Source organism: Pseudomonas sp. HD57-3 (assembly GCF_056113135.1).
Map to the genome: position 1 here is coordinate 5,920,661 of NZ_CM148568.1, position 18,949 is coordinate 5,939,609.

The window sequence follows — 18,949 nt, forward strand, 5'->3', positions numbered from 1 at the left end:
AATCCCCCACCTGAAAAACTATAAAACCGATGAACCCAAGGAGAGTCTCAATGCCCTATGTTCCAGTTGCAGAGCTCAAAGATTATGTCGGCAAGGAACTCGGACGTTCCGAATGGCTCACCATCGATCAGGAGCGCATCAACCTGTTCGCCGAAGCCACCGGGGATTACCAGTTCATCCATGTCGACCCGGTCAAAGCCGCGCAAACGCCATTTGGCAGCACCATTGCACACGGTTTCCTGTCGTTGTCGCTGATCCCCAAACTGATGGAAGACATCCTGATCCTGCCGCAAGGCGTGAAGATGGTGGTCAACTACGGCCTGGACAGCGTGCGTTTCATCCAGCCGGTCAAGGTCAATTCCAAGGTCCGGCTCAAGGTCGACCTCGGTGAAGTGACCGAGAAAAAACCTGGCCAGTGGCTGCTCAAGGCCACCGCCACCCTGGAGATCGAAGGCTCGGACAAACCGGCCTACATCGCCGAACCGCTGTCGCTCTGCTTCGTTTAAGCGCCTGGATGCGAAGCGGCTCACGCTGTTTCGCATCCGCTCCTCCCCGCCGGCTGTATTAGGTCACATAGCTGCGGCATACTCGGTCGCCTAATTGCCCGGATCCCGCTATGCGCTCATTCGCTCCTCTTGCTCCCCTTGCCTTGACCCTGTTGCTGGCCGCGTGTGGCGACGGCGAATCGCTGTTGCCGCCGGATGCGCGCCTGCCCGACGGCGGCCGCTATCGCGGTGAACTGGTCGATGGCTTGCTGCAAGGCCAGGGGCGGGTCGATTACCCCAACGGCAGCTGGTACGCCGGGGCGTTCGACAAGGGGCAATGGCATGGCCAGGGCGAATGGCACGGCAGCAATGGCGAGGTCTATCGCGGCAACTTCCAGCAAGGGCTGTTCGACGGCCAGGGCACGTTGACCACCACGGCCGGCAGCTACACCGGCGGCTTCAAGCTGGGCCGGCGCGACGGCGAAGGCACCCTCAAAGAAAACGCGATGACTTATCGCGGCGAATTCAAGGCCGACCAATATTCCGGGCTCGGTCGCCTCGAGCTGGACGACGGCAGCTCCTATCAGGGCCAGTTCGCCCACGGCAAACCCAACGGCGAAGGCCAGCGCGGCGATGCCAGCGGCAATCAGTTCACCGGCCACTTCGTCAACGGCCAGCTCGAAGGCAACGGCACCTTCAACAGTGCCGACGGCGACATCTACGTCGGCGGCTTCAAGAACAATCAACTGCACGGCAAGGGTCGCTACGAAAACGCCGATGGCGATGTCTGGCTCGGGCAGTTCAAGGAAGGCGCGCTGACCGGCAAGGGCGAACTGATCGGCGCCGACGGCAGCCACTACATCGGTTACTTCAATGATTGGCGCTTCAGCGGTCAGGGTCGCCTGAACCTGTCCGATGGCAGTTTCTACGTCGGCGGGTTCGACAGCGACAGCTACGCGGGCCGGGGCACGCTGGTGCTGACTGACGGCACTGTACTCAGCGGCACCTGGATCAACGGCCAGCGGGTACGCGATGCCGACGGCAAGTTGCTGCCGGACACCCTCGAACTCGGCCTGCTGGCCCAGGGTCGCCTGCTCGATGAAGCGCTGGCCAATGTGCCGGCCTCGACCCCGGCGGTGGAGCTGTACACCCTGACCCTCGGCGGCGACGGCAAGCAGAGCGTGTTCCTGCGCGAATCCGATTACGTGGCCAACATGCTCACCAGCCGTTTCGGCGCGTTTGGCCAGATTCGCCTGGTCAACCATCGCGACCACCTCGGCGACCGGCCGATGGCCACTCGCGAGAACCTGCGCCGCGCAGCCCTGACCCTGGCCGAACGCAGCGGCCCGGAAGATCTGGTGTTCATCTATCTGACCAGCCACGGCACCGCCGAACACGAGCTGGTGCTCGACCAGCCGCGCATGGAACTGGCCGACCTGCCCGCCGACGAACTCGCCGCCGTGCTCGCGCCACTGAAGAACCGCGACAAGATCATCGTCATCTCCTCGTGCTATTCCGGTGGCTTCATTCCGGCGTTGAAGGATGAACGCACGCTGATCATGACTGCCTCGCGCGCCGATCGCGTGTCGTTCGGCTGCTCCGAGGAGGCCAACTTCACCTACTTCGGCGACGCCCTGTTTGCCCAGGCGCTGAACCAGACCGACGACCTGGAACAAGCCTTCAAACTGGCCAAGGCCATCGTCGCCGAACGGGAACTGGCGGACAGCTTCGAAGCCTCTGAACCGCAGATCTGGGCGCCGAAAACCGTGCTGGCGCATTGGCAACTGCTGCGTAAACAGCAAGCGAGAAAAGCATTGCAAAGTGCTGCGTTGAACGACGGAGCGATAAAGAGCAACTAAGCTGAACAGTATCAAGGGAGAGACACTATGTACTTGACGCCTCAGCATGTCTTGCTTGCCGGAGCCACCGGATTGACCGGTGAACACCTGCTCGACCGCCTGCTCAACGAGCCGACGATCAGCCGCGTCCTTGCCCCCTCACGCCGGCCGCTGGCTGAACATCCGCATCTGGAAAACCCGGTCGGCGATCCACAGACCTTCCTGCCGCAACTGGCCGGTCGGGTCGACATCGCCTATTGCTGCCTCGGCACCACCATCAAGCAGGCCGGCTCGGAAGAAGCGTTTCGCGCCGTGGATCTGGACATGGTGGTGGCGTTCGCCAAGCGCGCACGGGAAATGGGCGCACGGCACCTGATCGTGATCAGCGCCCTGGGGGCCGATCGCCGGTCCTCGGTGTTCTACAACCGGGTCAAAGGCGAAATGGAATACGCATTGCGCGCGCAGGACTGGCCGCAACTGACCATCTGCCGGCCATCGCTGTTGCTCGGCGAACGCAGCGAGCCCCGTCTGGGCGAACAGCTTGCCGCGCCATTCTCTAAATTGATTCCCGGCAAATACCGCGGCATCGAAGCCTGCCAACTGGCCCGCGCCATGTGGCGCCTGGCGCTGGAGGAGCAGGATGGTGTGCGGATTGTCGAGTCGGACGAACTGAGAAAACTCGGCAAGTAAGCTCACTCGCCACAGCGGTTCAACGCGGATCCCGGGTAACCATTTCCAATGAAGCCCGAGGATCTTGCGTGAACTGGCCGACATTCGAAATGAAGTGAATCGAATCCACCCGCGTGTAGTAACTATCTACTACGTGCCCCTTCCCTTTCATGGATAACGTGCCCTCCAGCACACCTGCGTCTACGGCCATTCCGCCACGGGATGACACCACAGCACGTCAGGCAATCAATGAAAGGATTCCTTGATGGCCCCGCAAACAAAAACGTCGAAAGGCACCAGCAAAAATACCCCCACCCTCGACAGGACTCCGGAAACGTCGTTGACTCAGCGTCATGATTTCCCGGGTTCGATTCGATTCCCGGAAACAGACAGCGTCAGCCGCCCCACGGAGGCGCCTGCACCCCACTCTTCAAGTGACACATTGCCCGCGATACAGATTCAGGATCTGACCCACCCGGCTGGAGACACCGAAGGAGGATCACCCAGCAACCCACACGCGAGCGGATCGATCAGTCAGTACGAGTTGCCGACGCAATTGCGAACGCTATTGCCTGCCGTCAACACCGAAGGGTTGCGGGTTCACAGGGGGCGCATTTATGCCGAGGTGCAATACACCACGACCACGACGGTCATGGTGGCCTGGGACGAAGGCCTCGGCACCTACCGAGCCATGCGATCACAGGAAGCGCAGCCCTCGGGCCCCGTCCTGCAATTCGACCCCGAAAGCAATACCTGGCGGGTCGCTGAGCCGCGGATTATCAGTCAGCCCCTCGAGTCCACGGTACACCGGCAGGCAGACAATACCGACGATAACCCAGCACAGCCCCACCTGCAGGGACCGGCCCGGACGCAACCGAACGCTGCACCGATTTACGTCGACACCCAACATTACGTATGGAACGAGAAGGCCAACAATCACCATGGCTATGTGGTCCTGCACCGAAAAATGCGCCGGACCGACGAGGTCGGGCCGCCGCTGCATCATGCGTTCATGGACGAAAGCGGCTCGTTTGTCAGTGTCGAGCCTTCCGCCTCGCGAATCGATCAGCCAGCCGAACTGTTGACAGCCTGGACAGACCGCGATATCTGGGATCTCTACGGGATACAGGGCGCAGAAATCACCCGTTTCCGCAGCGAAGCGCACAGTACCGGCAAGAAACCTCTATGGGCTACCGTTCGGACACAACGGATGGAAAACGCCTACCTGTTTGACGAGCTATACCGCTGGTCTGGCATGGACATGGATCGCGACCTGTTCAACAGCCTGCTGAACCATCAGAACCGCACGCCAGCCCAGTGGGCAGAACACCTCCAGTCCGTCACCTTGCACCGCAGCCCATCTCGCCCACAAACGCCATTGCCAAGCCCGCCAACACCCGGCTCGCCCTCTCCACGCCCATCAACACCCGACACGTCCGGGACAGCGGACGCCACGCTTGCCTACGGTGATCAGCGCCACTACACCTGGGATCTCGACAAGTCGAATTTCCATGGTTATGTCGAAATGCAGCGCAAGCCTGGCCTGAATGACAATCATGGACCTCTCACCCAACTGGCGTTTCGTGAAGGCGCCAGCCTGATTGTCGTCAAAGCCACCGATTATCCGATCTACAAAGAGAATGTTCTGCGCCCGTTCTGGCGGGACATCGACATCTGGAACCTTTACAGGATCGAAGGACCCGACATCGTGCGCTTTCGTCGGGAGGTTGCGCTCCATCAGAAACCACCTGCCTGGGTCAAACAACGGGAATACCCTTCCCAGCGTGAACAACTGATCGACTACCTGCGGCTGTGGACCAACCCTGATTCTCCGCTCAAAACACGAGAGCAAATCCTCGCCCGGTTCCAGCCCTACAATCTTTCAGTCCAGCAACTAATACGACTGTGCAAAGAGCTGTCGCCGACAGGGCAGTTCAAGAACCTGATCAATGATGAAATGCCTGGATGGGTCAAGACCTATCAGGAACGCACCCGGCTGGTAACCAACGAAAAACTTTTCGAACCGTTTCTGCCGGAAATCGATGCTGAAATCATCCAGCTGAGAAATCAGGGAGAAGGCACCAGCCTGCTGAAGGCGAGTCTGACCGAACCCTTCTTTCAGGAGCTGTTGCGGCTCAGCGGCTTCAAGCGCAACACGCACAATTATCTGTACAGAACCGACATTCCCGCCGTGTTCAAAGTGGATGACCGGACACCTTTCGAAATAGCCCGGCCTGGGGCCATGGTCCCACGCGTGGTATCGGCCGTGGGCGCCACAAGCGAGACGCCCGTCAGTGCAATGTTCAGCCTGAAGACCGCCATGGACTTTGCGAATGAAACCAGAGGAGTGACAGGCATAGAGGCGCACCAGACAACCAGCGGCACTTCGACGCCCCCCGCTCAACGCATCCGGTTTTGCTACCTGCTCGATACCCGCAATGTGGAAGTCGTTGCGGGACAGGACAATCGCGTCTACAACCCGACGCGGCTCGAACGAAGCCCCGCGGACGGCAAAACGTGGTTCCCGAGCATGAAAATGGAGGGGCATGTGTCGATGTCGTCGATCGGTTTCACGTCGAGGCGCGTCTGGCTGGTCAACTCAGGCATGACCCGCGCGGCGACAGTGGAAGATATCCATTTGCAGGCGCTGACACACGCCACGGGATCAGATCAGAACCCTGCAGACGTCATCGAAGCCCGCACACGGGCAGGAGAATTGAACCGGGACGAATATGACGGGTTGATCGATGAAGTGGCGAATGCCGGCAAACGCGTTATCGAATTGCCGGCAGGACAGGACATATTCTCCGACGACATCGTCTTTCCGCCCGAAACGATCACGTTGTAGGGAGCTTCAATGGCACGCCCCTGCGGGGTCGTGCCATTGATTTTCATAACCCGCCCGTCGCCTGAAACCCTACACCGATCACCGTCAGCAACGACAATGGCAACAGCAGCGTATCGAGCAATGCGCTGGCCGGCAGATCCACACCGGGGTAACTCGGCGCCTCGGCGCCGAATCGGTCCATCGCGCAACACCCGCCATTCATCGCATACAGATCCAGCCGGGTGCCGGAATACACCACCGGCGCGCCGGGCTTGGCGGCATCCAGCGTGCGCGCCGTGGCGCAGCCGGTCAGTTGCAGCGCCAGCAGGATCGCCAGCAGCTTATTCATCGCTGCTCAGATGGTGTTCGCCCCAGCGCGGCAGCATGTCCTGGGGAATGCCCAACAGATTGAGAATCCGCGCCACCACGAAATCGATCAGGTCATCGATGGTCTGCGGCTGGTGATAAAAGCCTGGCGAGGCCGGCAGGATGGTCACGCCCATGTTCGACAACTTGAGCATGTGCTCCAGGTGAATGCTCGAATACGGCGCTTCGCGCGGCACCAGAATCAACTGGCGACGTTCCTTCAAGGTTACGTCCGCCGCCCGTTCGATCAGGTTGTTGCAGGCGCCGGTGGCAATGGCCGACAAGGTGCCGGTCGAGCACGGCACCACCACCATCGCGGCCGGAGCACCGGAGCCCGAGGCCACCGGCGACATCCAGTCTTCCTTGCCGTACACGCGGATTTGCCCGGCGGACGCGCCGGTGTATTCGGTGAGGAACGCCTGCATCATTTGCGGCTTGGCCGGCAGCGACACGTCCGTCTCGGTGGCCATCACCAGTTGCGCGGCCTTGGAGATCAGAAAGTGCACCTCGCGATCCTCGCGCACCAGACAATCCAGCAGGCGCAAGCCGTACTGGGCGCCGGACGCGCCAGTCATCGCCAGCGTGATGCGTTCCGGGCCATTGCTCGCCAGACGCGTGTTCATTTCAGCGCCTCGGCGAGTTTGCCGTGCAGGCCGCCGAAGCCGCCGTTGCTCATGATCACCACGTGGGTGCCGGGCTGAGCCTGGCTCTTCACGCGTTCGATGATGCCTTCCAGCGAATCGCTGACGATCGATGGCACGGTGCACAACGCGGCGGTGCCTGCCAGATCCCAACCGAGGTTGGCCGGGGCGTACCAGATCACCTGATCGGCATCGACCACGCTGTCCGGCAGACCGTCACGGTGGGCGCCTAGCTTCATCGAGTTGGAGCGCGGCTCGATGATCGCGATCAGCGGCGCATCGCCGATGCGCTTGCGCAGGCCGTCGAGGGTGGTGGCAATCGCGGTCGGGTGGTGGGCGAAATCGTCGTAAATGGTGATGCCGCGCACTTCAGCGACTTTCTCCATCCGACGTTTCACGCTCTTGAACGCGCTCAACCCGGCGATGCCCATCGACGGTACAACACCGACGTGACGCGCGGCGGCCAAAGTCGCCAAGGCGTTGGCAACGTTGTGCTGACCGGTCAGTTCCCACTCGACCACGCCTTGGGACACGCCTTCGAACATCACTTCGAACGCCGAGCCGTCGTCTTTCAGCAACTTGACCTGCCACTGACCGCCGGCACCGGTGGTTTGCACCGGGGTCCAGCAGCCCATCTCGATCACGCGCTGCAAGGCCGGCTCGGTGGTCGGGTGAATCACCAGGCCTTCGCTCGGAATGGTCCGCACCAAGTGGTGGAACTGGCGCTCGATGGCTGGAAGATCGGGGAAGATGTCGGCGTGATCGAACTCAAGGTTATTGAGGATCGCGGTACGCGGACGGTAGTGGACGAACTTCGAACGCTTGTCGAAGAACGCACTGTCGTATTCGTCGGCCTCAATCACGAAGAACGGCGTGCCGCCCAGACGCGCCGACACCGAGAAATTCTGCGGTACGCCGCCGATCAGGAAACCCGGGCTCATGCCGGCATGTTCCAGCACCCAGGCGAGCATGCTGCTGGTGGTGGTCTTGCCGTGCGTACCGGCAACCGCCAGCACCCAGCGACCTTGCAGCACATGGTCGGCCAGCCATTGCGGGCCGGACACGTACGGCAGGCCTTTGTTCAGCACATATTCCACTGCCGGATTGCCGCGGGACATGGCGTTGCCGATCACCACCAGATCCGGTGCCGGATCAAGCTGCGCCGGGTCGTAACCCTGGGTCAACTGAATGCCCTGGGCTTCGAGCTGGGTGCTCATCGGCGGATAGACGTTGGCATCGGAGCCAGTCACGTGATGGCCCAGCTCTTTGGCCAGAACCGCCATCGAGCCCATGAAAGTCCCGCAGATACCCAGAATATGAATGTGCATAGTCGACCTCGTAAAACATGGCCGCAGGTTAGCGCAGGGAGGGGGAAATCGCACTCTTTAGCTGATCACACGACATGATCGTTCCCACGCTCTGCGTGGGAATGCAGCACAGGACGTTCTGCGCCCAAAAGCGGACGCGGAGCGTCCGGGGAGGCGTTCCCACGCAGAGCGTGGGAACGATCGGCAGGAGTATTCAGGCGGTTCGGGCAATCCCGTGCTTGCGCAGCTTTCTATAGAGCGTATTGCGACTGACACCCAGTTGCTGCGCCGTGTGGGTCATATGCCAGCGCGTGTGCTCCAGCGCATTGAGCAACGCCAGCCGCTCGGTATCTTCAAGCAGCTGCCCGGATGACGCTTCATCGGTTTTTACCAACAGCGGCTGCACCTGCCGAAACATCGCCGGCAAATCCTCCAGCCCGATCCGCCCTTCATCGCACAACGCCGCCAACGTGCGCAGCACATTGCGCATCTGCCGCACGTTGCCCGGCCAGTTGAACCCGAGTAATGCCTGGCGCGCCGCTTCGTCGATCATAATCGCTTCTCCGCCCGCCTCTTCGGCCAGCAGGAAATCCAGCAGCTGCGACTTGTCACTGCGCTCGCGCAACGGCGGCAACGCCACTTCCAGCCCGTTGAGCCTGTAATAAAGGTCTTCACGGAAACTGCCGTCGCCAACCCGTTCCAGCAAATTGCGGTGGGTGGCACTGATGATCCGCACGTTGACCGCTTCCGGCTCGCCGCCGATCGGCACCACTTGCCGGTCTTCCAGCACCCGCAACAAGCGGGTCTGCAAGGCCAGCGGCATGTCGCCGATTTCATCGAGGAACAGCGTGCCGCCATCGGCCTGCTGCAACTTGCCGCGCATGCCGTCCTTGCGCGCACCGGTGAAACTGCCGCCGCGATAACCGAACAGCTCGCTCTCGATCAGGCTTTCGGGAATTGCCGCGCAGTTGAGAGCAACGAACGCTTTGCCGGCGCGCTGACTGGCGTTGTGCACAGCCTTGGCGAATGCTTCCTTGCCGGAGCCGGTTTCGCCGTTGATCAGCAGCGGCACGTCACGCTCGAACACTCGCAATGACTTACGGAAATCCGCCTGCAACGCCGCATCCCCCAGGCAAATCCCGGCAAGACGCGGCGCTTCCACAGGCGCCGGAGCCGGTACTGCTGGCAGCGGCCGACGGGTTTCGCCGCGCAGCACCGCAAACAGGTGCCGCCCATCGCGGGTGCGCAACGGCCAACTGGCGCTGGCATTGGCACTGGCGCGCCCGAGCAACTCATCCAGCGAACAATCGAAAAACGCCTCAACCGGTTTGCCCAGCAAGCCGCCACGGATGTGCCCGAGCAGATTCAAGGCGCTCTGATTGACCGCACTGATCCGCCCTTCCCCGTCAAACGCCAGCAGCCCTTCGCTGAACAGGCCGACGGACTCGGCCTGAAGATGGAATCGCAACAGCCATTGGTTATCGAAACAGCGCAGGAAATAGCAGCTCTCGATCATCTTCGCCGACAGATTGACCAGCGCCATAGTGTGGAACTGACTCTGGCGCGAGACGTCATGCCGCGCCGAGGAAACATCGAGCACCGCCAGCAATTCACCGTGCGGGTCGAACACCGGGCTCGCCGAGCAGGTCAGGCCGGTGTGGCGGCCGCGAAAGTGTTCGTCTTGATGAATCGTCAGGGCCTGACGTTCCACCAGGCAGGTGCCGATGCCGTTGGTGCCTTCGCAGGCCTCGCTCCAGTCGGAGCCCAGCCAAAGGCCGGCGCGTTCAAAAATCTTGCGTTCGGCGGGTGCGGTGACGCAGTTGAGGATCACCCCGCGCGCGTCGGTCAGCAAAACCGCGTGGCCGGCGCCGGAGAGTTGTTGATGCAGGCTGCTCATTTCATTGCCGGCGATCTGCAACACCTGTTGCAGCCGTTCGCGGCTTTCGAGAACCCGACCGTGTTCGAGTACGGTCGGCGCCATGGTCAGGGCCGGGTCGAGGTGATAGTCCTCAAGACAACGCAGCCACGAGCGGGCGATCGACGGATCGGCACCGGGGCCATGCAGGTGCGGCTTGCCCTGGGTGACGGTGAGAACCTGTTGGGCATGGCGACTCAAATGGTTGTCGTGCATTTCTTATTATTCTCCCCGAGGCTCATCGGCCCATGCGTGAAGTGGTGCCCAGCATCCTCCAGCCAACCGGTCTTTGCAATGCTGGCAAGACCGCCCGGTCACGGGTTGTGCCAGAAGCGGTACAAACTGTCACCCGGGCTGTACCGATACCGTCACAGACGCTTGCCACTTGTCCGACGGAAATCACGCAAGGCCTTGATTTGCCTGACCTGCACGGCAGTGGCCCGACCTTTGCTCTACGCTTATAGCAAGCGCTCATGCGCGTCTCTCTGATAAGTACAACAGCCAAGGAGAACATCATGCGTTACGCTCACCCCGGTACTGAAGGCGCCAAAGTCTCGTTCAAAAGCAAGTACGGTAACTACATCGGCGGCGAGTTCGTCGCGCCTGTCAAAGGTCAGTACTTCACCAACACCTCGCCAGTGAATGGCCAACCGATTGCCGAATTCCCGCGCTCCACGGCCGAAGACATCGAAAAGGCCCTGGACGCCGCCCACGCTGCTGCCGATGCCTGGGGTTCCACTTCCGCTCAGGCGCGCTCGCTGGTCCTGCTGAAAATCGCCGACCGCATCGAACAGAACCTCGAAACCCTGGCGATCACCGAAACCTGGGACAACGGCAAAGCCATCCGCGAAACCCTCAACGCCGACATCCCGCTGGCTGCCGACCACTTCCGTTATTTCGCCGGGTGCCTGCGCGCCCAGGAAGGCAGCGCCGCCGAGATCGACGGCAACACCGTCGCCTATCACATCCATGAACCGCTGGGCGTGGTCGGCCAGATCATCCCGTGGAACTTCCCGATCCTGATGGCCGCGTGGAAACTCGCCCCGGCCCTGGCCGCTGGCAACTGCGTGGTGCTCAAGCCTGCCGAGCAAACGCCGCTGGGCATCAGCGTGCTGCTGGAACTGATCGGCGACCTGCTGCCACCGGGCGTGCTCAACGTGGTGCAAGGGTTCGGCAAAGAAGCCGGCGAAGCCCTGGCCACCAGCAAACGCATCGCCAAGATCGCCTTCACCGGCTCGACCCCGGTCGGCTCGCACATCATGAAATGCGCTGCCGAAAACATCATTCCGTCCACCGTGGAACTGGGCGGCAAGTCGCCGAACATCTTCTTCGAAGACATCATGCAGGCCGAGCCAAGCTTCATTGAAAAGGCCGCCGAAGGCCTGGTGCTGGCGTTCTTCAACCAGGGCGAAGTCTGCACCTGCCCGTCCCGCGCACTGGTTCAGGAGTCGATCTATCCGCAGTTCATGGAAGCGGTGATGAAGAAAGTCAGCCAGATCAAACGTGGCGACCCACTCGATACCGACACCATGGTCGGCGCCCAGGCGTCCGAGCAGCAATTCGACAAGATCCTGTCGTACCTGGAAATCGCCAAGGGCGAAGGCGCTGAGCTGCTGACCGGCGGCAAGGTGGAAAAACTCGAGGGCAGCCTGGCGACCGGGTATTACATCCAGCCGACGCTGCTCAAGGGCACCAACAAGATGCGTGTGTTCCAGGAAGAAATCTTCGGCCCGGTGGTGAGCATCACCACCTTCAAGGACGAAGCCGAAGCCCTGGCCATCGCCAACGACACCGAGTTCGGCCTCGGCGCCGGCCTCTGGACCCGCGACATCAACCGCGCCTATCGCATGGGCCGCGCCATCAAGGCCGGCCGTGTATGGACCAACTGCTACCACCTGTACCCGGCGCACGCCGCGTTCGGCGGGTACAAGAAATCCGGCGTCGGTCGTGAAACCCACAAGATGATGCTCGACCACTACCAACAGACCAAAAACCTGCTGGTGAGCTACGACATCAACCCACTGGGCTTCTTCTAAAAAACCGGGCGACACCGAACTATCGGTGTCGCCCTTTTCATCCCGATGACAATCCCTGGCCTGGCCGCTCTGGCACGGGCCTTGCGTACCCGTCATTCAGGATTTGCGAGAACACTGCCGCTGCGTGAACAGCATCCACCCACTCAACCGCTGCACCCGAAAGTCCAACAGATCGAACAATAAAAAAGACAGAGAGGACTTATGACTTCCACCACACAGCTCAAACCCACACTCGGCACCCTGCACCTCTGGGGCATTGCCGTCGGCCTGGTGATTTCCGGCGAATACTTCGGCTGGAGTTATGGCTGGGGCACCGCAGGAACCTTGGGTTTCCTGGTCACGGCCCTGATGGTCGCGACCATGTACACCTGCTTCATCTTCAGTTTCACCGAACTGACCACCGCGATCCCCCACGCGGGCGGGCCGTTTGCCTACAGCCGTCGGGCGTTCGGCGAGAAAGGCGGATTGATCGCCGGCATCGCCACCCTGATCGAATTCGTGTTCGCCCCGCCGGCCATTGCCATGGCCATCGGCGCCTATCTGAATGTGCAATATCCGGGACTTGACCCGAAACTCGCGGCGGTCGGCGCGTATTTCGTGTTCATGACCCTGAACATCCTTGGCGTCAGCATCGCCGCGACCTTTGAGCTGGTAGTCACCGTGCTGGCCGTCGCCGAATTGCTGGTGTTCATGGGCGTGGTCGCGCCGGGCTTCAGCTTCAGCAACTTCGTGCTCAATGGCTGGTCGGGTGCCAATGAATTCACGATGGGCTCGATTCCGGGCATTTTCGCGGCGATTCCCTTCGCAATCTGGTTCTTCCTCGCCATCGAAGGCGCGGCCATGGCGGCCGAGGAAGCCAAGGATCCGAAACGCACGATTCCACGGGCCTACGTCAGCGGCATCCTGACTTTGGTGTTTCTCGCTATCGGCGTAATGGTGATGGCCGGCGGCGTCGGCGACTGGCGTCAACTGTCGAACATCAACGACCCGCTGCCGCAGGCGATGAAAGCGGTGGTTGGTAACAACTCGACCTGGATGCACATGCTGGTGTGGATCGGCCTGTTCGGGCTGGTGGCGAGCTTCCACGGGATCATCCTCGGCTACTCGCGGCAGTTCTTCGCCCTGGCCCGGGCCGGTTATCTGCCGAAAGGCCTGGCCAAACTCTCGCGCTTCCAGACCCCGCACCGGGCGATCCTGGCCGGCGGCGTTATCGGCATCGCGGCGATCTACAGCGACGGACTGGTCAATCTGCAAGGCATGACCCTGACGGCTGCGATGATCACCATGTCGGTGTTCGGCGCCATCGTGATGTACATCATCAGCATGCTCAGCCTGTTCAAACTGCGCAAAACCGAGCCGAACCTGGAGCGCACCTTCCGCGCACCGGGCTACCCGGTGGTGCCGGCCATCGCGCTGTTCCTGGCGGTGGTGTGCCTAGTGGCGATGGCCTGGTTCAACACGCTGATCGGCTGTGTGTTCCTCGGTTTCATGGCCGCCGGCTACCTGTACTTCCAGCTGACCGCCAAGCAACGCTCCGAAGCACCGGCAGACGCTATGCTCGAAGGTATCTAAACGCTAACTGGGCTGCACCGGCATCGGGCCTCGGGCTCGGTGCCCGCACTAAAAGCATTCATTCAGGAGGAACGCGCCCCATGGCCGCATTTGCCCATACCGTCGGCGCCCAGACCTACCGCTTCGACAGTCTCAAGGACGTGATGGCCAAGGCCAGCCCCGCGCGTTCCGGGGACTTCCTGGCCGGCGTCGCCGCGCTCAACGATGGCGAGCGGGTGGCCGCGCAAATGGCGCTGGCCGACATCCCGCTCACGCATTTCCTGCAGGAAGCGCTGATCCCCTACGAATCCGATGAAGTCACCCGGCTGATCATCGACAGCCATGACAAGCAGGCCTTCGCGGTCGTCAGCCATCTCACGGTTGGCGGCTTTCGCGACTGGCTGTTGAGCGAAGCGGCCGATGAATCCAGCCTGCGTGCCCTCGCCCCCGGCCTGACGCCGGAAATGGTCGCTGCCGTGTCGAAGATCATGCGCGTGCAGGATCTGGTGCTGGTGGCGCAGAAAATCCGTGTGGTCACCCAATTTCGCGGCACCCTCGGCCTGCGTGGGCGGTTATCCACAAGGCTGCAACCCAATCACCCGACCGATGAACCGTCCGGCATCGCTGCGAGCATTCTCGACGGTCTGCTGTACGGCAACGGCGACGCCATGATCGGCATCAACCCGGCCACCGACAGCATCGCCTCGATCTGCGCGATGCTGGAAATGCTCGACGCGATCATCCAGCGCTACGACATTCCGACCCAGGCCTGCGTGCTGACCCACGTCACCACCTCTATAGAAGCGATCAACCGTGGCGTGCCGCTGGATCTGGTGTTCCAGTCGATTGCCGGCACCGAAGCGGCCAACGCCAGTTTCGGTATCAACCTGAACATCTTGCAGGAAGGTTATGACGCGGGCCTGAGCCTCAATCGCGGTACGCTCGGGCAGAACCTGATGTATTTCGAAACCGGCCAGGGCAGCGCGCTGTCAGCCAACGCCCACCACGGCGTCGATCAACAGACCTGCGAGACAAGGGCCTACGCCGTGGCGCGCCATTTCAAGCCGTTTCTGGTGAACACCGTCGTAGGATTCATCGGCCCGGAATACCTCTACAACGGCAAACAGATCATCCGCGCCGGCCTCGAAGACCACTTCTGCGGCAAATTGCTTGGGGTGCCGATGGGCTGCGACATCTGCTACACCAACCACGCCGAGGCCGACCAGGACGACATGGATACCCTGCTGACCCTGCTCGGCGTGGCGGGGATCAACTTCATCATGGGCATTCCCGGCTCCGACGACATCATGCTCAACTACCAGACCACCTCGTTCCACGACGCGCTCTATGCGCGCCAGACCCTGGGCCTGAAACCGGCGCCAGAGTTCGAGCAGTGGCTGGCGAACATGGGCATCTTCACTCAGGCGGACGGCAAGGTCCGCTTCGGCAACAACCTGCCGCCGGCCTTCCGCCAGGCCTTGGCGCAACTGGGATGAGTCAGATGGAAAAACCGCCCGTCGATCCGCACAACCCATGGCTCGAGCTGCGTCGTCTGACCCCGGCGCGCATTGCCCTCGGCCGCACCGGCACCAGCCTGCCGACCAGCGCACAGCTGGATTTCCAGTACGCCCACGCCCAGGCCCGGGACGCCGTGCATCTGCCGTTCGATCACGCCGGGCTCAGCGCCCAACTGACCGAGCGCCAGCGCGACAGTCTGCTGCTGCACAGCGCGGCGGTGGATCGCAACAGCTATCTGCAACGCCCTGATCTGGGGCGCAAGTTGAGCGATCAATCGGCGCAGGCCCTGCGCGAATACGCCCAGGCGCATCCGGGCGGCGTGGATCTGGTGATTGTGGTGGCGGACGGTCTCTCGGCGCTGGCGGTGCATCGGCATACCCTGCCGTTTCTCACCCGTCTGGAAGAACAGATGAGCGCCGACGAATGGTCGATCGCACCTGTAGTGCTGGTGGAACAGGGTCGAGTGGCAATTGGCGATGAAATCGGCCAGTTGCTGGGCGCCAAAATGGTCGTGATGCTGATTGGAGAGCGTCCGGGCCTCAGTTCGCCGGACAGCCTGGGTTTATATTTCACCTACAATCCGAAGGTCGGCCTCACGGATGCGTACCGCAATTGCATCTCCAATGTGCGGCTGGAAGGGCTCAGCTACGGCATGGCGGCGCATCGCTTGCTGTATCTGATGCGCGAAGCCTGTCGGCGCCAGCTGTCGGGCGTCAATCTGAAGGATGAAGCGCAGGTTCAGACGCTGGAATCGGAAGCCGGTGCAGACATGAAGAGTAATTTCCTACTCGATCCGCCCCCAGCCTGAACCGTTTCCGCATTGCCTTTCTGCGCCGGTTTGAGGCAGGATCGACGCACGGCCGCCCAAGGTTTCCCGATGCCGTCAGCCCCACGTGAAGACAGCCAATTGAAGGACGAGACCTACCATGCGGATTATCCAAGCGACCCTCGAACACCTGGATTTGCTGACCCCGTTGTTCGTTAAGTACCGCGAGTTCTACGGCTCCCTGCCCTATCCGGACTCGTCCCGGGCCTTTCTCGAAAAGCGCCTGCGACGCAAGGAATCGGTGATCTACCTGGCCCTGGCCGATGACGACGACAAGAAGCTCATGGGCTTCTGCCAGCTCTATCCGAGCTTTTCCTCCCTGTCGCTCAAGCGCGTGTGGATTCTCAACGACATCTATGTCGCCGAAGACGCCCGCCGCCAGCTGGTAGCCGACAACCTGATCCGCACCGCCAAGAAAATGGCCAAGGAAACCCAGGCCGTGCGCATGCGCGTCTCCACCAGTGCCGACAACGAAGTGGCGCAGAAAACCTATGAATCCATCGGATTCAAGGAAGACACCGAGTTCAAGAACTACGTACTGCCGATCAGCGACGAGCTCTGATCGCGGAGTGCCTTGCGGGGAGGGAGCAGACTCCCTCCCCAAAATGAATGCCAACCCGACATTTGTTCACACCGACATCCCCCGCTACAAAACCAACGCGCTTTTCACCTCTCAAACCGTATAATCCCGAGCTTTCCGGCTTGTAAGAAAAACTACACCTGCTTGTAGGCTTACACGAAGTCATCCGCACAGGTCTGCCGAGTCAGGCCGTCACCACAGGTGCCTCCATGGATTTCAACCCGCTCGACCTTATCCTGCATCTCGACGTTTATCTCGACCTGCTGGTGAATAATTACGGGCCATGGATCTACGCCATCCTGTTTCTGGTGATCTTCTGCGAGACCGGTCTGGTGGTGATGCCATTCCTGCCGGGTGATTCCCTGCTGTTCATCGCCGGCGCAGTGGCTGCGGGCGGCGGCATGGACCCGGTATTGCTGGCGGGCCTGCTGATGCTGGCGGCGATCCTCGGCGACAGCACTAACTACGTGATCGGACGAACGGCGGGCGAGAAGCTGTTCAGCAACCCGAACTCGAAAATCTTCCGCCGCGACTACCTGCAGAAAACTCACGACTTTTACGACAAGCACGGCGGCAAAACCGTTACGCTGGCGCGCTTCCTGCCGATCATCCGTACCTTTGCACCGTTCGTCGCTGGCGTGGCGAGAATGCCCTACCCGCGCTTCTTCGGCTTCAGTGTCCTCGGGACAATTCTCTGGGTCGGCGGTCTGGTCACCCTGGGTTACTTTTTCGGCAACGTACCGTTCATCAAGAAAAACCTGTCGTTGCTGGTGGTCGGCATCATCCTGCTGTCGCTGATTCCGATGATCCTCGGTCTGGTGCGCAGCCGTTTCGGCGGCGCCAAAGCCCAATCGCATTAAGCCGATGTGGTCGCTGAGCGCTTGGCGCCGCCGGCGCATTCTGGCCCGGCACCCGATTGCCGACGAACTGTGGCAGCGGGTGCGCCATCACCTGAGCTTTCTCGATGGCATCAGTCCCGCTGAAGACCAGTGGCTGCGCGAAGCCAGCGTGCTGTTCCTCGAAGACAAACACCTGACCGCCCTGCCCGGCGTCGAATTGCACCAGGAACAACGCCTGCTGCTCGCCGCCCAGGCCCAATTGCCGCTTTTGCATCTCGGCGATCTGAACTGGTATCAGGGTTTCCACGAAATCGTCCTCTACCCCGACGACTTCCTCAGCCCCCAGCGCCATCGCGATGCCAGCGGCGTCGAGCACGAGTGGGACGGCGAACACAGCGGCGAGGCGTGGCAACAAGGGCCGATCATCCTCGCCTGGCCCGGCGTGATGGCCAGTGGTGGCTGGGAAGGCTACAACCTGGTGATCCACGAACTGGCGCACAAACTCGACATGCTCAACGGCGACGCCAACGGCCTGCCGCCGCTGCACGCCGACATGCGGGTCAGCGACTGGGCCGAGGTGATGCAGGCGGCGTACGACGATCTCAACCGCCAGCTCGACCGCAACCCCGATGCCGAAACCGCCATCGACCCGTATGCCGCCGAGAACCCGGCAGAATTCTTCGCCGTCACCAGCGAGTACTTCTTCAGCGCTCCGGATCTGCTGCACGAGGCTTATCCACAGGTGTATGCGCAGTTGCAGCTTTTCTACCGCCAGGATCCGCTGGCGCGCCTGAAGCAACTTCAGGCCACCGACCCGGTCTATCAGGCTCACGAGTAAAGGTCTGCACGACTTCCGGTACGTGGCGTCCACGGCAGAATATGCCTATAATCGCCGCCACTTTTTGGTCAATCCGGCCAAGTGTTTTTGGTCAACTAACGGGGGCAACGCCCAATGAGCTACAGCAAGATTCCGGCTGGCAAAGACCTGCCGAACGACATCTACGTCGCGATCGAGATCCCGGCCAACCACGCGCCGATCAAATACGAAATCGACAAAGACAGCGATTGCCTGTTCGTTGACCGTTTCATGGCCACCCCGATGTTCTACCCGGCCAACTACGGTTACATCCCGAACACCCTGGCTGACGACGGTGATCCCCTCGACGTGCTGGTTGTAACCCCTTACCCGGTTGCTCCAGGTTCGGTGATCCGCGCGCGTCCGGTCGGCATCCTGAACATGACCGACGACGGCGGCGGCGATGCAAAAGTCATCGCAGTTCCACACGACAAGCTGTCCCAGCTGTACGTGGACGTGAAGGAATACACCGACCTGCCAGCCCTGCTGATCCAGCAGATCGAGCACTTCTTCGCGAACTACAAAGATCTCGAAAAAGGCAAATGGGTGAAAATCGAAGGCTGGGCCGGTGCAGACGCCGCCCGCGAAGCGATCACCAAGTCGGTTGCTGCCTACAAAGGCTAAGCCTCGCGACCTGCGACACGCTTGAAGAAAACCCCGGTTGATCCGGGGTTTTTTGTGCCTGCCCGATAGGT

Annotated in this window: 16 protein-coding genes; 12 read left to right on the top strand and 4 right to left on the bottom strand. The window is 61.3% G+C overall.

Annotation, left to right across the window (positions count from 1 at the left end; genetic code table 11):
- The first annotated feature begins 50 nt into the window (after positions 1-50).
- The 4 genes from AC0R79_RS26880 (at position 51) to AC0R79_RS26895 (ending at position 5,840) form a co-directional block, all read left to right on the top strand.
- Complete coding sequence (locus AC0R79_RS26880) at positions 51-506, top strand: MaoC family dehydratase (RefSeq protein WP_007909575.1); 456 nt, start codon at positions 51-53, stop codon at positions 504-506.
- 110 nt (positions 507-616) lie between these two features.
- Positions 617-2,344: a C13 family peptidase gene (locus AC0R79_RS26885; RefSeq protein WP_474732448.1), complete on the top strand. Its 1,728-nt coding sequence runs from the start codon at positions 617-619 to the stop codon at positions 2,342-2,344.
- Between the two features lie 27 nt (positions 2,345-2,371).
- Positions 2,372-3,013, top strand: a complete 642-nt coding sequence (locus AC0R79_RS26890) for an oxidoreductase (RefSeq protein ID WP_007958634.1) — start codon at positions 2,372-2,374, stop codon at positions 3,011-3,013.
- A 244-nt stretch (positions 3,014-3,257) separates the two neighbouring features.
- Positions 3,258-5,840 (top strand): hypothetical protein, encoded by a 2,583-nt coding sequence (locus AC0R79_RS26895; protein ID WP_474732453.1) that lies wholly within the window; start codon positions 3,258-3,260, stop codon positions 5,838-5,840.
- A 43-nt stretch (positions 5,841-5,883) separates the two neighbouring features.
- Here AC0R79_RS26895 and AC0R79_RS26900 read toward each other — a convergent pair whose 3' ends face one another.
- The 4 genes from AC0R79_RS26900 to AC0R79_RS26915 form a co-directional block, all read right to left on the bottom strand.
- A complete protein-coding gene (locus tag AC0R79_RS26900; RefSeq protein WP_064382190.1) occupies positions 5,884-6,168 on the bottom strand; it encodes a YceK/YidQ family lipoprotein in 285 nt (94 codons plus the stop codon).
- Positions 6,161-6,808 (bottom strand): flavin prenyltransferase UbiX, encoded by a 648-nt coding sequence (ubiX, locus tag AC0R79_RS26905; protein WP_007958630.1) that lies wholly within the window; start codon positions 6,806-6,808, stop codon positions 6,161-6,163. The genes AC0R79_RS26900 and ubiX overlap by 8 nt, the downstream gene beginning before the upstream one ends.
- On the bottom strand, positions 6,805-8,154 hold the full coding sequence (gene mpl, locus AC0R79_RS26910) for a UDP-N-acetylmuramate:L-alanyl-gamma-D-glutamyl-meso-diaminopimelate ligase (protein ID WP_007958628.1): 1,350 nt from the start codon (positions 8,152-8,154) through the stop codon (positions 6,805-6,807). Before mpl ends, ubiX begins: the two co-directional genes overlap by 4 nt.
- Positions 8,155-8,347: 193 nt before the next feature.
- Positions 8,348-10,264, bottom strand: coding sequence for a sigma-54-dependent Fis family transcriptional regulator (locus AC0R79_RS26915; protein WP_474732458.1), 1,917 nt, complete (start codon positions 10,262-10,264; stop codon positions 8,348-8,350).
- A 299-nt stretch (positions 10,265-10,563) separates the two neighbouring features.
- On the opposite strand from AC0R79_RS26915, the gene exaC reads away from it, so the two are divergent.
- From exaC to ppa, 8 genes are all read left to right on the top strand, one after another.
- The gene (exaC, locus tag AC0R79_RS26920) at positions 10,564-12,084 is read left to right on the top strand and encodes an acetaldehyde dehydrogenase ExaC (RefSeq protein ID WP_221535123.1); all 1,521 of its coding nucleotides are present in this window, start codon (positions 10,564-10,566) and stop codon (positions 12,082-12,084) included.
- 201 nt (positions 12,085-12,285) lie between these two features.
- Positions 12,286-13,656 carry an ethanolamine permease gene (gene eat, locus AC0R79_RS26925; protein WP_085608773.1) on the top strand — a complete coding sequence of 457 codons (1,371 nt, stop codon included), beginning with the start codon at positions 12,286-12,288 and terminating at the stop codon, positions 13,654-13,656.
- Positions 13,657-13,736: 80 nt separating this feature from the next.
- Positions 13,737-15,131, top strand: coding sequence for an ethanolamine ammonia-lyase subunit EutB (locus tag AC0R79_RS26930; RefSeq protein ID WP_474732462.1), 1,395 nt, complete (start codon positions 13,737-13,739; stop codon positions 15,129-15,131).
- Positions 15,128-15,961 (top strand): ethanolamine ammonia-lyase subunit EutC, encoded by an 834-nt coding sequence (gene eutC, locus AC0R79_RS26935; RefSeq protein WP_474732464.1) that lies wholly within the window; start codon positions 15,128-15,130, stop codon positions 15,959-15,961. The genes AC0R79_RS26930 and eutC overlap by 4 nt, the downstream gene beginning before the upstream one ends.
- 118 nt (positions 15,962-16,079) lie before the next feature.
- The gene (locus AC0R79_RS26940) at positions 16,080-16,541 is read left to right on the top strand and encodes a GNAT family N-acetyltransferase (protein ID WP_007958617.1); all 462 of its coding nucleotides are present in this window, start codon (positions 16,080-16,082) and stop codon (positions 16,539-16,541) included.
- A gap of 227 nt (positions 16,542-16,768) precedes the next feature.
- Positions 16,769-17,419 carry a DedA family protein gene (locus AC0R79_RS26945; protein ID WP_375747958.1) on the top strand — a complete coding sequence of 217 codons (651 nt, stop codon included), beginning with the start codon at positions 16,769-16,771 and terminating at the stop codon, positions 17,417-17,419.
- Positions 17,420-17,423: 4 nt separating this feature from the next.
- On the top strand, positions 17,424-18,236 hold the full coding sequence (locus AC0R79_RS26950; RefSeq protein WP_262159690.1) for a M90 family metallopeptidase: 813 nt from the start codon (positions 17,424-17,426) through the stop codon (positions 18,234-18,236).
- Between the two features lie 114 nt (positions 18,237-18,350).
- Entirely contained in the window at positions 18,351-18,878 is a 528-nt protein-coding gene (ppa, locus tag AC0R79_RS26955; RefSeq protein ID WP_007990564.1) for an inorganic diphosphatase, read from the top strand.
- The last annotated feature ends 71 nt before the right edge of the window (positions 18,879-18,949 follow it).